The sequence below is a fragment of the Lentibacillus cibarius genome, from assembly GCF_005887555.1.
Taxonomy (GTDB): domain Bacteria; phylum Bacillota; class Bacilli; order Bacillales; family Amphibacillaceae; genus Lentibacillus; species Lentibacillus cibarius.
Window position 1 is genome coordinate 1898254 of record NZ_VCIA01000001.1, and the last position, 13068, is coordinate 1911321.

14 protein-coding genes and 1 pseudogene are annotated in these 13068 nt (G+C 41.1%); 3 read left to right on the top strand and 12 right to left on the bottom strand.

The window, feature by feature from the left end:
* From rplI to FFL34_RS09020, 3 genes and pseudogenes are all read right to left on the bottom strand, one after another.
* Positions 1-447, bottom strand: a complete 447-nt coding sequence (gene rplI, locus FFL34_RS09010) for a 50S ribosomal protein L9 (protein WP_138603163.1) — start codon at positions 445-447, stop codon at positions 1-3.
* Positions 444-2416, bottom strand: a pseudogene (locus FFL34_RS09015) (DHH family phosphoesterase). The gene rplI and the pseudogene FFL34_RS09015 overlap by 4 nt, the downstream one beginning before the upstream one ends.
* 27 nt (positions 2417-2443) lie before the next feature.
* Positions 2444-3385, bottom strand: a complete 942-nt coding sequence (locus FFL34_RS09020; RefSeq protein ID WP_138603164.1) for a YybS family protein — start codon at positions 3383-3385, stop codon at positions 2444-2446.
* Between the two features lie 452 nt (positions 3386-3837).
* On the opposite strand from FFL34_RS09020, the gene FFL34_RS09025 reads away from it, so the two are divergent.
* Positions 3838-4326: a hypothetical protein gene (locus FFL34_RS09025; RefSeq protein ID WP_138603165.1), complete on the top strand. Its 489-nt coding sequence runs from the start codon at positions 3838-3840 to the stop codon at positions 4324-4326.
* Between the two features lie 10 nt (positions 4327-4336).
* Positions 4337-5101 carry a molybdate ABC transporter substrate-binding protein gene (gene modA / locus FFL34_RS09030; protein WP_138603166.1) on the top strand — a complete coding sequence of 255 codons (765 nt, stop codon included), beginning with the start codon at positions 4337-4339 and terminating at the stop codon, positions 5099-5101.
* A gap of 118 nt (positions 5102-5219) precedes the next feature.
* Here modA and rpsR read toward each other — a convergent pair whose 3' ends face one another.
* The 7 genes from rpsR to FFL34_RS09065 form a co-directional block, all read right to left on the bottom strand.
* A complete protein-coding gene (gene rpsR / locus FFL34_RS09035) occupies positions 5220-5450 on the bottom strand; it encodes a 30S ribosomal protein S18 (RefSeq protein ID WP_138603167.1) in 231 nt (76 codons plus the stop codon).
* Positions 5451-5548: 98 nt separating this feature from the next.
* Entirely contained in the window at positions 5549-6019 is a 471-nt protein-coding gene (gene ssb, locus FFL34_RS09040; protein WP_138603168.1) for a single-stranded DNA-binding protein, read from the bottom strand.
* Positions 6020-6034: 15 nt separating this feature from the next.
* Positions 6035-6325 (bottom strand): 30S ribosomal protein S6, encoded by a 291-nt coding sequence (gene rpsF, locus FFL34_RS09045; RefSeq protein ID WP_138603169.1) that lies wholly within the window; start codon positions 6323-6325, stop codon positions 6035-6037.
* Positions 6326-6598: 273 nt separating this feature from the next.
* Positions 6599-7699: a redox-regulated ATPase YchF gene (gene ychF / locus FFL34_RS09050; protein WP_138603170.1), complete on the bottom strand. Its 1101-nt coding sequence runs from the start codon at positions 7697-7699 to the stop codon at positions 6599-6601.
* A 212-nt stretch (positions 7700-7911) separates the two neighbouring features.
* Positions 7912-8109, bottom strand: a complete 198-nt coding sequence (locus FFL34_RS09055) for a DUF951 domain-containing protein (protein ID WP_138603171.1) — start codon at positions 8107-8109, stop codon at positions 7912-7914.
* Positions 8109-9026: a mechanosensitive ion channel family protein gene (locus FFL34_RS09060; RefSeq protein WP_138603172.1), complete on the bottom strand. Its 918-nt coding sequence runs from the start codon at positions 9024-9026 to the stop codon at positions 8109-8111. Before FFL34_RS09060 ends, FFL34_RS09055 begins: the two co-directional genes overlap by 1 nt.
* A gap of 78 nt (positions 9027-9104) precedes the next feature.
* On the bottom strand, positions 9105-10121 hold the full coding sequence (locus FFL34_RS09065) for a YkvI family membrane protein (protein ID WP_138603173.1): 1017 nt from the start codon (positions 10119-10121) through the stop codon (positions 9105-9107).
* 82 nt (positions 10122-10203) lie between these two features.
* On the opposite strand from FFL34_RS09065, the gene yyaC reads away from it, so the two are divergent.
* Positions 10204-10809 (top strand): spore protease YyaC, encoded by a 606-nt coding sequence (gene yyaC, locus FFL34_RS09070; RefSeq protein WP_138603174.1) that lies wholly within the window; start codon positions 10204-10206, stop codon positions 10807-10809.
* Positions 10810-10884: 75 nt separating this feature from the next.
* On the opposite strand, the gene FFL34_RS09075 is transcribed toward yyaC, so the two are convergent.
* Complete coding sequence (locus tag FFL34_RS09075; protein WP_138603175.1) at positions 10885-11592, bottom strand: DUF554 domain-containing protein; 708 nt, start codon at positions 11590-11592, stop codon at positions 10885-10887.
* Between the two features lie 27 nt (positions 11593-11619).
* Positions 11620-12768 carry an aminotransferase class V-fold PLP-dependent enzyme gene (locus tag FFL34_RS09080; protein ID WP_138603176.1) on the bottom strand — a complete coding sequence of 383 codons (1149 nt, stop codon included), beginning with the start codon at positions 12766-12768 and terminating at the stop codon, positions 11620-11622.
* Between the last annotated feature and the right edge of the window lie 300 nt (positions 12769-13068).

Sequence of the window (13068 nt, forward strand, 5' to 3'; positions counted from 1 at the left end):
TTATGCCTCCACAACATGCACGTTGATCGTTCCGGTAACTTCCTGATGCAACTTGACCGGCACCTTCGTATAACCGAGTGTACGAATAGGTTCATCCAGCTCGATTTTTCGTTTGTCAATTTTATAACCATAATCTTTTTTAAGGGTATCGGCAATGTGTTTGGACGTAATAGACCCAAACAAACGACCACTATCCCCTGATTTTGCTCTGATTTCAACATCTAAGTCTGCCAGTTCATTTTTAAGCAGTTCTGCTTCTTTTTTCCGTTCATCTTCTTGCTGTTGCTGTTTCTTCTTCTTGGCTTCCAATGCTTTCATGTTCCCTGGCGTTGCTTCTTCTGCTAAATTGTTCTTCAGGAGGTAATTGCGGGCATACCCATCAGAAACATCTTTCACTTCGTCTTTTTTCCCTTTGCCTTTAACATCTTTTTTAAATATTACTTTCATTCTGTTTCCCCTCCAGTAAAGTATTCATCCAATAAATCTTTCAATAATGCCTCAGCATCATCCATGGTTGTATCCTCAATCTGTGTCGCGGCGTTGGTCAGGTGTCCTCCGCCGTTCATCTTTTCCATGATAACCTGAACATTCACATCGCCAAGTGAGCGTGCACTTATCCCGATTCTGCCATCGTCACGTTCGGAAATGACAAAAGATGCGTTAATTCCGCTCATGGTTAGTAATGTATCAGCAGCTTGCGCAATCAGCACGCTGCCATAGACCTCTCCAGGTTTACCTTTAGCGATAGCAAGCGAGTCACGGTATATTTGCGCACGCTCAATTAACTTGCTTCTTTTAACGTAAATATCAAGATCTTCCTTCATGAACCGCTGCACTACTACCGTATCTGCACCTTTTGATCGCAAATAAGAGGCAGCATCGAACGTACGCGATCCCGTCCGAAGTGTAAAACTCTTGGTATCAACAATAATGCCGGATAAAAGTGCTGTTGCCTCCAACATTCTTAATTTAAGTGTCTGCGGCTGATATTCGAGCAATTCAGTTACAAGCTCCGCCGTTGAAGATGCATATGGCTCCATATAAACAAGCGTAGGATTTTCTATAAATTCCTCTGCTCGGCGGTGGTGGTCAATAACCACTTTGTATTCAGTCTTATTTAACAGCTTCTCATTTGCAACCATGGTTGGCTTGTGTGTATCAACTACAACAACGAGACTTCGGCTAGTAACCAGTGCCTCCGATTCGTCCGGTTCGATAAAGTGTTTCCACAGTTCTTCATCTTTTTTCATTTCGTCGACAAACCGATAAACACCTGTGTTAACATCTTCAGGGTCAAACACAATATATCCTTCAACATCATTAGCTTTGGCAATGTTTAAGATGCCGATTGCAGCACCGAACGAATCCATGTCCGGCGATTTATGCCCCATAATGATGACATTATCACTTTCTCGAACGAGTTCCTTCAAGGCATGTGAAATAACGCGTGCCCTTACCCTCGTTCGCTTCTCCATTGGGTTCGTACGGCCGCCGTAAAACCGTACTTTACCTACTCCATCTTTTATAGCAACTTGGTCTCCACCCCGGCCTAGAGCCAAATCAAGACTTGACTGTGCCATCTCACCAAGGTCAGGTAGCAAGTTGTCCCCAATGCCAATTCCGATACTCAATGTGATTGGAATATTCTGTTCGGCATTCAGTTCACGAACTTCATCAAGTATATCAAATTTTGCCTTTTCCAGCTGATTCAATGTTTCCTTTGTTAAAACTGCAATAAATCGATCTTGTGATGTTCGTTTCAAATAGATCCGTAATCAGTTGACCAGCTGTTCAAAACGGACGTAACTTTCGAATTCAGCTGACTTTTAAGCGTATCATCCATATTCTGGGTAATCTCTTCATAGTTATCAAGATAAATAATGGCGATTACGGTTTTCTCATTTTCATAACGTGTTTCAATCTCGGATTGTACGGTACGATCAGATAAATATAAGAGCCGTTCATCCTTCCTTATAGATACCTGGAATTGGTAACCCTGTAATTCAAGCCAAACTTCATCGTCCGCTTCTTTAATACGCGATACAAGGTCATCTGAGAGTACATTCAATGACATACCGACAAGCGTATCTTCCTCAGCAAAACGATTCATATATGGATTTGCCCACTCTATCATGTACTCGTCATTGAACAAGATAATTCCAATCGGCATCTCCAGCAATGCTTCTTCCCCTACACGTTTAACACGATGGGAAAGTGTTTCAATATACCTTTGTCTTTCATTCTGCAGCTTTCGTTCCGACTGGATACTGTAGTAAACCGAAACGGCCAAAATCACCGTCATCACTAGTCCCAATATCCATTGAAAGTACCAAATAAACCCTACAATAACAACCGCTATAAAATAAAGCAACCACAAATGGGCGGTTAATGACGGTTTTCGTTGAAAGTCCTGCATATCATCAGCTCCTACCTAAACTCCAGCTCACGTTTTGCCATTGGAGATGCGGTCCCTGAGTGCAAACCCTATATCTATTATACCTAATAGGCGCACAAGATAAAGGAAGATGAACGGAAAGAAAATGGTCAATATGACACTTATTACCGGCAGTGCTTTTGTTTTATTTTTCTCATGTGCATAATAAAAGATAAACGATAAACCTTGCAATGCCATAAATATTCCAGTAAGCATCAACACATTATTCACAGCCTGTGCGGCAAGCCCTGATAAATCGATGAACGATATAATCAATGCGAACAGATAAATCCAAATAAGCGAAACCGGCAGCCGGAATGTACGAAACGGCGGGAAATGCAATGACCTGTCTTCCAGTCTTCCAATTATTTTGTAGCTGACCCACTGGCTAATAAATGCCATTAAAAGGCCAATTAAAGCGACCCATACCGGGATAAGCTGTATCAGCATATCCAACTGTTCCTTCACTAACTGCATTTGCTCTTCCGTCTGACCAGCAAGCCCGAAATCCCCCATGACATCCCGGCTCATCTCCAATGACTCTTGTAGCATCTCATCCATTTCATTAATTAAATCGACTTGCAGAAAAACCTGGCTAAACAAAAACAGCGCAACTAATCCAGCGACAAAGCCAATCGTACCACTAGCCAGCGTCTCATATGCTGTATACTTCCTGTAGATACCTCGCCCAATCATAATCCCACCAATTCCCATTAACACAGGGATCGGCGCGGAATAAACAGTTGTGAATACTACTGACAAACCAATAGCGGCAAGCAACATGATAATGGACGGCTTCCAATCATGTCTCGACGCGAACAACACAAAAGGTACAGGTAGCAGAAAAACAGCTGCAATAGAGATAACAGGAACAAAGGCCGATATCAGCATCAGTATTATAAAAACCGCTGTGAGTAATGCACCATCCGTCAACTGTTTAGATTGATTCATTTACTGCACCTACTTTTCATCTATTCATATTCATGACTGATTAGCTTCTAATTTAGATAGCATCAACTATTCATTACTATATGATAACACGATTTATGCTTTCGTTGCCATTTGAAATCCCTAAAATAAAGTGAAACTTCAATCAGTAAAAGTTACCAACAGCTGTTAGTTAATCAAAATCAAGTGTTTACAACGTACACGAGCACTCGCGCAAGACACCGCTTTTTATCGTACTGACGGTTTATTCTCACTTATTCCTTAGGACACATGTGGTGGGTTAAAGTGGGTACCTTGCTCACGATTACATGGGGGCTAAACTATTTCCCGGGAAATAATTCGGGAATTTTGTCGAGTGTTAACGAAATGCAAGGATTATCCATGGTCATAAAATAATTTTAGTGGTATTTTGTTACTATAACCACTGATACATAATATATTGAGGATGAATTAACATGGTATTCTTGCGGATATTTTTACATAGTCTGAAGTTGCCGTCCAAGCAAGCGGTGTTCCAATTAAACCGGATTGGCATGGATTTTACTGTTATATACATGTTCCTATTAATGCTTCTCATCTCGACTCCATCACTGGTTGATAGGCTATCAACGGCCAGCGGTACGGATGAGAATATGAACGTGCTATTTTTTCTTATCTACTTTTTTATATTTTTTTACTTGCCTTTAACGATAATGGCATTTTTATTCATTGCACTGATAGCCTATTTAGGCACCAGTCTGGCGAAACTACTGCGACGAAAAATCAGGTTTCCAATTCTATGCAAACTAACTGTGTACACGACAACCATTCCGATTATGCTATATACGGTTACTGCACTTCTATTTCCGCTTGACGATTTGTGGCTGAGCTTGTATATGCTTTATTCACTGGTACTTATCATAAAGGTTATAACCGTTTATCCGAAACGAAAAAAACGAACATAGGAGTTGTTTTATGCGCTATTTATGTTTTATTTTCCTGACCACTACCCTCATCATAACATCCGGCTGTACAAGCCAAGATGACACGGATAAAACAAAAGTTCTTATATCTGCTTCAGTGAGTCTATCTGATGTAATGGCTGAGCTTAGGGACACATTTGAAGAAAAGCATCCAGACATAGTATTGTCATTACATTATGGTGCTTCCGATAAATTAGCCAAACAAATCAGTAAGGGAGATCCGGTTGATGTATTTCTGTCAGTAGGTGAAAAGTCGATTGTTCAACTAAAAGAACAAGATTTGCTAGCAACGAAAACGAGAACCTTTGCCACCAACCGTCTGATTCTGGCAAGCAACAAACAACAACCAGTTTCGTTATCATCACTTAATCAATTACCGGAACTTGATACAAAACAAATCGCCATCGGCAGTCCTGAAAGTATTCCAGCCGGCAGATATGCAAAACAGGCGTTAAAGTCCAGTGGAGTTTGGAATGCCACAAAAAATAAACTCGTTCATACTGACGTCGGCGGACAGACCCTCTCCTACATCGAGTCAGGTAAAATCGGTATTGGATTTGTCTATCGCAGTGACTTTAAGCGCTCTGAATTTATTAGTGACGTATTGGCTATTGATGAGGACCTCCATGATCCCATCACCTATTCAGCTATTGTAACGACATCAAGTAACGTAAAAGAAAAAGCAAAAGCGTTTCTATCCTTTTTGCAGACGGATACAGCTCGTTCGATTCTTAAGAAATATGGATTTGAGACTTAACGGGGGCATGTCGGTAGGCTTTGTAATCAGATTATACGAAGAGAATGTACACAACATTTTTTACTGCGTTCTATATGAAAAAAACCCGATTCAACAATAAGATGAATCGGGTTTTCTATTATTCAGCCACATACGGCAATAGAGCCATTTGACGAGCACGTTTAATTGCTCTTGTTAATTTACGCTGATATTTTGCAGAAGTTCCGGTTACACGGCGAGGAAGAATTTTTCCGCGCTCAGAAATGAACTTCTTTAAAAGGTCAACATCTTTGTAATCGATGTGTGTAATTCCATTCGCTTTGAAATAACACACTTTCCGACGTTTTGCACGACCGCGACGAGCTGCCATTTGAAACCCTCCTTTTCATGTTTTCGATGACCAAAGTACACATTTTGCGAATCAATTTCACGAGGGAAATCGTTTGGTTCACAACCATGCACTAGTCACTAGAATGGTAAATCATCATCTGATATGTCAATTGGTTCCCCGTTATCTTTGAACGGATTGTCACTTGATGGTTTTTGTTCCATTGGGTTCTGATTTTGGTTCCCGTTTGGCTGGAATCCTGATGACTGCTGTCCCCTGCCTTGTGATGATCCTTTTGATTCCAGGAACTGAACACTGTCAGCAACAACTTCTGTCATAAAAACTGTCTTCCCGTCCTGGCCTTCGAAAGTACGTGTCTGGATGCGGCCATCAACACCAACCATGCTGCCTTTTTTCATGTAGTTTGCCAGATTCTCAGCTGCACGGCGCCAAACAACACAGTTAATAAAATCTGCATCCCGGCTACCCTGCTGATTCGAAAAAGGGCGATTAACTGCTAAAGTGAAATTAGCAACAGCCACACCACTTGCAGTATAACGTAAATCAGGATCCTTCGTTAATCTGCCAACTAGAACGACACGATTCAACATCAGAACCACTCCCTATTATTCATCATCTTCTCGAACTGCCATATGACGGATTATATCGCCAGTGAATTTTGCCTGTCGGTCAAATTCATTGATGGCATTTTCATCGCCGTTGAAGTTAATGACAACATAATATCCATCACGGTAATCGTTGATTTCATATGCAAGACGACGCTTGCCCATTTCATCAACTTTTTCAATCTCCGCGCCGTTATCGGTCAATACGTTGTTGAAACGCTCAATCAAGCTTGTCTGCGCTTCTTCCTCCATATCCGGGCGGATGATATACATGATTTCATATTTTCTCATCCGTTACACCTCCTTTTGGTCTTAACGGCCCTTCTCCATTGACAAGGGCAAGGAGTAATTATCTTTTACATTACTCACAGTGGAGTATTATACCAAATGGTTTCATAAAAAACAAGCATTCGAGAGATCCTGATTTACTTTTATCTAATAATATAGCGCTTTTTTACGCCGAAAAAGCTTTGCTAGACACTAACATTTTGGTTGCATGAAGCTAAAGCTAGATCCACTAATCCCGATTAAGCCCGACTACGGATGCACTGCGTCTGTCATCCTTTAAACATTAAAACGGAAATGAATCACGTCACCATCCTGAACAATATAATCCTTGCCTTCCAAGCGGACATTGCCATGTTCTCTAGCAACGGCCATCGACCCTGCTTCCATCAGATCTTCATAGGAAACAGTTTCTGCCCTGATAAAGCCCCGTTCAAAGTCGGAATGGATGACACCTGCTGCCTGTGGGGCCTTCATCCCTTTACGGAATGTCCATGCACGTACTTCTGGTTCCCCAGCTGTGAAGAATGTTCCCAGCCCAAGCAAACTGTACGCAGCCTTAATCAGCTGGTCTAGTCCGGATTCAGCGATACCTAAATCATCCAGAAACATTTCCTTTTCCTCCTGGTCAAGTTCGGAAATTTCCTCTTCAATCTTGGCGCAGACCGTGATTACTTCGGCATGTTCAGCTGCTGCATAATCCTTTACTTTCTGGACATCTTCATTTGCATCCGGATCACGGACTTCATCTTCACTTACATTCGCTACATACAACGCTGGCTTACTTGTGAGTAAATGAAGTCCTTTAACTATTTTCCATTGTTCTTTTGCAAACTCCAGTGCGCGTGCAGGCTTTTCGGCTTCCAGTCCTTCTTTTAAGACAGTGAGTACATCATATTCCGCTAGCGCTTCTTTATCCTTCTGCCTGGCCATTTTTTCAACACGTTGGATGCGTTTATTCACTGTTTCCAAATCAGCTAGAATGAGTTCCATATTGATTGTTTCCATATCATCAACCGGATCAATTTTGCCTGATACGTGGGTGACATTATCGTCAGCAAAACAACGCACTACCTGTACAATTGCATCTACTTGGCGAATGTTAGCCAGAAATTGATTCCCTAGCCCTTCACCTTTACTTGCCCCTTTGACAATCCCGGCAATATCCGTGAATTCAAAGGTTGTCGGAATCTTTTTTTTCGGTTTCACCAGTTCTGTTAATTTATTTAAGCGATCGTCGGGTACTTCCACAATCCCCACATTTGGGTCGATTGTTGCAAATGGGTAGTTCGCCGCTTCTGCCCCTGCCTGGGTAATAGCATTAAATAACGTGGACTTACCAACATTCGGAAGCCCGACAATTCCTGCTGTCAAAGACATGTAACCTTCACTCCTTAAGGATTTCCATTCATATGAACGCTTCAGTCATACCAATTATAGATACAAGCCTGGAAAATGACAAGCAATGGAAAAATAAAAATAAGCATGTTAACATGCTTATTTTTGAAATATACACCGGTAAAATTAAGTTTTCTATTCACATGACTTCATAATTTGCTAATTTAGTAATGATACATAAAATTTCCATTAAATTATTCTTCTGCTTTTTCCAGGATTTTTTTCATTTTTTTAGTAAACGTTTTGCGCGGGATCATAACACTATGGTCGCACCCCTCGCATTTAATTCGTATATCCATGCCCATACGAATGATTTTCCATCTATTTTCCCCACATGGGTGCGGCTTTTTCATTTGCACAACATCATTTAGGCCAAATTCTTTATCTGCCATTATTGTTCTCCTTCCTGTATGTGTTTATCGGGATGTATTTCCATTGATGTTGGTTCCTGATTTCGTGAATACATAACAAGACGTGGTGCTGGTATGTCAATTCCTTCCTTATAAAGTGCTTCTTTTATTTCCTTACGCATAATGCGTGCACCTGCCCATTGGTAAACTGGTAACGTTTCAGCAATAACACGAATGACATAATGAGATGACTCCAATGTTTGCACCCCAATGACTTCCGGTACACGAACAATCTCCTCATATTGATCAGGAAGACCTTTGCCAACCGTTTCAATAAGCCGCTCAGCCATGGCGGCATCATTCTCATAAGGAATGTTTACATCGACAACGGCAAGGCCATTATGCACAGAGTAGTTCGTCACCTGCGTCACGTTGCCGTTCGGTATGACATGCTGCTCACCTGTCCAGCTTTGTATTTTAGTCGTCCGCAAGCCGATTTCCTCTACCGTCCCTTCCGCATCGGAAACAAAAATATAGTCACCAACGGAAAACTGGTCCTCAAAAATAATGAAGAATCCGGATATGATATCGCGGACAAGACTTTGTGCACCAAACCCAATTGCCAAGCCGGCAACCCCGGCACCTGCCAGTAAACTCGTAATTGGCAACTGCAGAACACCCTGCAGAATCATAACAAGTGCAATAAAATAAACGGTATATTTCAGTGTATTTTGAATTAGCTTCTTAAGCGTGACTTCCCTTCTTTCCGTTATCCGGAATGGGTTGTGCGTTCTGTTTTCAAAAACACGTTCGATCACTCGGTTACCAAAACGTATGATAAGCATGGCCAGGATGATGATCAGAATGGTATTAAGGAATGCTGATCCAACCGTGATCCAAAGGTCCACTCCTGTTAGATAATCCCATAAACTTTGCCATTTTTCCTTTAAAAACTCCAAGCTATTACCCCCGGCTATTACTTTATACATTAATTTTACATCAATCATGCTGTTAAGGAAAGAAAGAAGCAAGCCGGACTATACCTCCTTATTACCCCACAGCGGATAGAGAAGTAACCGGGTAAGAACGTATAGATTTAGAATGCCATAGACCGGATAAATATAACTGATCAACGTAGAAAATCCCAATGTGGTAAGTGGAATCATAACGAGAATCAAGACAGCTGCCATCATCCAAATGGGAATGTTACATATATTCTTCAATCTGGTGGCTATTCCCAGTATACCTGATGCAGCCGTTGTGAAAATCGCAAACCATAAAAGAATGGACATAAAAATAAGTATTTCAAATGGATAATGTTTTAATATAGCAAATAACGGAATTTCATATAGTAAAAGCTCATCTGCTATTTGAATCAGGCTACTGTTATAAATAAATGAAATGGTTCCTAAAATCAACCCACTTCCCAATGCAGCAACATGTATTTCTCGTTTTGACTTGACTTTATTTCCAATGGCCCCTAACACTGCAATTAACGGCAAAATATTTAGTGCTGTAAATGGAAATGCTGCAGTCCAATTGCGCTGCTCATGCAAATTGATAAACAAATTAAGTTGCTGATCAACGGTAAATAAAAATAGAATGAACAACAAACCACCAAGCAACAAAGGCAATACCACCTGATTAACGGTTAGCAGTCCATTGATATCTTTTAGAAACAAGGCAATCAATCCAATACTAATGGCCAGCACCCCCCACCAGTACGAGATCCTGAATGCCTGTCCAGTCGCACCACTTCCGGCAATCATCACAACCGTTGTAGTAAATAAATATAAAAAAATCATGATATCATAAACTTTCGTTAACCTTGTCCCGACAATCACCTTTAGTACCGGCAAATAATCACTTGATTGCTTGCGATAGCTAACATGCATGATAACGTAACAACTGACCGTGAAAAAAATTGAAAACAGCAGTATGGCAAGTCCACTTTCATGACCGAAAAACTGCCATAACTCACGCCCGGAAGCGTACCCGGCCCCGATGGTTGTGCCTATAATTAAAAACATCCACTTAAAACCTGGTCCCAACATTGCTTTTCCTCCATTGTTTATCATGTATAGATTTTTATTTTTTTCCGTATACTAATACCATTATGATTGTGGAGGAAAAGCTATGAATCTAATTAACCGTTTCATCCCTAAAAATGACAAACTGCAATTAATGTATGATGACCCTGACCTACTAGACGATATGACACAACGAATTATTTCCTGGCTTCCTGAAAACGCCAGTGAACTTGTCGTTGTCTGTATTGGCACGGATAGGTCTACTGGAGATGCTCTTGGCCCATTTACAGGATCGTTTCTTGCTGAACTAAAGCCAAAATACATTCACCTCTATGGTACACTAGACGCTCCCATACACGCCGCTAATATGGAAGAATCAATCCGTTCTATCCGCATGCGGCATCAGAATCCGTATGTGATTGCCATTGATGCGTCTTTAGGTAAACCAGCATCTGTCGGAACCATCACGGTGGATACCGGTTCATTAAAACCTGGCGCAGCGTTGAACAAAAAACTTCCAGCTATAGGGGATATACATATTACTGGAGTCGTCAATATAGGGGGCTTCATGGAATTCTCCATATTACAAAATACTAGACTTTCTCTCGTCGTTTCCATGGCAAAACGCATAGCCGCATTTCTGTATCAAATGGACGAACAACTTGTACAGCAACATGCTACTGCCCATAAAGAAAATAAAAAAATGATATAAAAGCTCTGCCACAGGTAACGCAGCAGAGCTTTAAGTCTATATATATGAAATTATTTCACCAAGCAAGTTGTTTTTTTATGTGACTAGTAGATAAATTGGATAGATTAGTCCGACTGTTAAAATGGACGGAAGCAGATTCCCAACACGTATTGAGGTTATGTTAAGCAAATTCAGACCAATTGCGACAATAATCAACCCACCTATGGATGTCAGTTCAACAATCAATCCGTTTAGAACCTGTTCTGGAATCCAATGGTCAATTTGCGTTGCGAGTAATGCAATGGTACCTTGATAAAGGACAACCGGTATAACAGAAAAAAGCACCCCAAACCCAAGTGTTGTCGTCAAAACTAGCGCGACAAATCCATCAATAATCCCCTTTGTGATTAACACTTCATGGTTACCGCGCAGTCCCCCATCCAAGGCTCCGACTACAGACATGGCACCAATCACAAAAACAAGTGATGCTGTCACAAATCCTTGCGAAACACTTATGTCATTTTTTGCTGATGCGAATTTATTCCCTATCCATTCTCCCAAACGGTTTAGCCCTTCTTCCAAATGCAGCATTTCCCCAATCACTGCACCACTAAGTAAACTAAGCAATACGACAATAATCGCTTCTGTTGATAAGGCCATTTGCATTCCTATTAAAATAACGGCTAAACCGATGCCATGCATCACTGTTTCTTTAAAGTGTTCTGGTATTTTTGCGAAAAATAACCCGATTAAACTGCCAACTACAATACAGCCCCCATTGACCAATGTTCCCAATAATGCCATCGTCCCATCCCCATTTACTAATAGTTATCACATCATTTTATAAGCTGAAACAATCTCCTGTATCGACTGAAGAAAGTGTTTAACTTCCTCTTTCGTATTATACTTGCTTAAGCTAGCTCTGACTATACCTTGATTGGTTGTTTCAAGAAATTGGTGTGCGAGTGGCGCACAATGAAGCCCTGCCCGAACAGCTATGTCATAATGTGAATCAAGGATCATCGCAATTTCCTGTGACGGTATATTTAAGATGTTGAAGGCAACAATGGGCAATTGGCATTCGTCCGGCCCATAACAAGTAACCCCATCAATGTCCCGCAGACTATCCAACAGCGACTGACATAACATTGTTTCACGTGGAACATTTTTATTTTCTTCTGCTTCATACACAGCGAGAGCAGCATTTAAACCGGCAATACCGGGCGTGTTTAATGTTCCACTTTCAAACTTCTCCGGCCATTTTTGTGGATTTTCAGGTTCCTCGGAAAAACTTCCGGTTCCTCCGTGCAAGATAGGTTCAAGCTCCACAGTACCTTCGACAAGTAACATTCCTGTCCCTTGTGGTCCAAATAAACCCTTATGTCCCGGAAAGACGAGCATATCCACTCCCATATCACGCATGTTTATTGGCAAATGCCCAGCTGTTTGAGAAGCATCCAGAAGAACTGGGATGTCATGTTCACCAGCAATAGCAACTGCTTGTTCCACCGGAAAAACATCACCGGTTAGATTAGAAGCATGGGTCATAGCAATAAGCCGTGTATTTGAATTAACTGCTTCTCGGATATTTCGTTCAAATGCAGCAGTATCGCCATCCCAATCTATATATGTCACACTGACACCATATTTTCGCTTCACATACTCCAATGGTCTACGAATCGAATTATGTTCAAATACAGTGGCAATAACGTGATCCCCTTGTGACCATGATAGTCCTTTGATTGCCTGATTTAATGCTTCTGTCGCATTTGAAAAGAACATCGCCTTTTGTGGATCACTACACCCGAATAAGCGTGATGCTCGTTCACGGGTATCCGTGACAATATCAGCAGCTTTCCTTGCAAGCCGGTGACTGCCTCTACCGGGGTTAGAGCCTATATCATTTAGTGCCTGAATCATCGCCTCTCCCACTTCTGAAGGTTTTGGGTGAGAAGAGGCTGCTTGATCAAAATATATCATTTTTAAAAACACCCCATATTTAACTTTTACTCGACTTACTTTGTCGTACAATCTATTTCACCAAAAGAGTTCCAGTCTGTTCCTAGAAAACTTGGACAAAAACAATGCCTGCATTACATAGTAAATGAATTAGCTTAAATTTCAACAGTATCATTCGTATCAAGTTAGCCAACAATTTTGCACGTACAAGATGGTGCCTAATCCCACTAAGTAAAGTTTAACTTTATCCTTTGCTATGTGCAACAAAGGCGCAAGCGTCCTTGCTGGCTAAAACCGTAACGTCCTGTGACAACGCCTGCA

Excerpts from the sequence above, each read along its gene's own strand:
- ychF (WP_138603170.1), bottom strand. The coding sequence starts at position 7,699 with ATGTCTTTGACAGCAGGAATTGTCGGGCTTCCGAATGTTGGTAAGTCC.
- rpsF (WP_138603169.1), bottom strand. The coding sequence starts at position 6,325 with ATGAGAAAATATGAAATCATGTATATCATCCGCCCGGATATGGAGGAA.
- FFL34_RS09055 (WP_138603171.1), bottom strand. The coding sequence starts at position 8,109 with ATGGCAGATAAAGAATTTGGCCTAAATGATGTTGTGCAAATGAAAAAG.
- FFL34_RS09075 (WP_138603175.1), bottom strand. The coding sequence starts at position 11,592 with ATGGCATTATTGGGAACATTGGTCAATGGGGGCTGTATTGTAGTTGGC.
- FFL34_RS09025 (WP_138603165.1), top strand. The coding sequence starts at position 3,838 with ATGGTATTCTTGCGGATATTTTTACATAGTCTGAAGTTGCCGTCCAAG.
- rplI (WP_138603163.1), bottom strand. The coding sequence starts at position 447 with ATGAAAGTAATATTTAAAAAAGATGTTAAAGGCAAAGGGAAAAAAGAC.
- FFL34_RS09080 (WP_138603176.1), bottom strand. The coding sequence starts at position 12,768 with ATGATATATTTTGATCAAGCAGCCTCTTCTCACCCAAAACCTTCAGAA.
- modA (WP_138603166.1), top strand. The coding sequence starts at position 4,337 with ATGCGCTATTTATGTTTTATTTTCCTGACCACTACCCTCATCATAACA.
- yyaC (WP_138603174.1), top strand. The coding sequence starts at position 10,204 with ATGAATCTAATTAACCGTTTCATCCCTAAAAATGACAAACTGCAATTA.
- FFL34_RS09020 (WP_138603164.1), bottom strand. The coding sequence starts at position 3,385 with ATGAATCAATCTAAACAGTTGACGGATGGTGCATTACTCACAGCGGTT.
- rpsR (WP_138603167.1), bottom strand. The coding sequence starts at position 5,450 with ATGGCAGCTCGTCGCGGTCGTGCAAAACGTCGGAAAGTGTGTTATTTC.
- ssb (WP_138603168.1), bottom strand. The coding sequence starts at position 6,019 with ATGTTGAATCGTGTCGTTCTAGTTGGCAGATTAACGAAGGATCCTGAT.
- FFL34_RS09065 (WP_138603173.1), bottom strand. The coding sequence starts at position 10,121 with ATGTTGGGACCAGGTTTTAAGTGGATGTTTTTAATTATAGGCACAACC.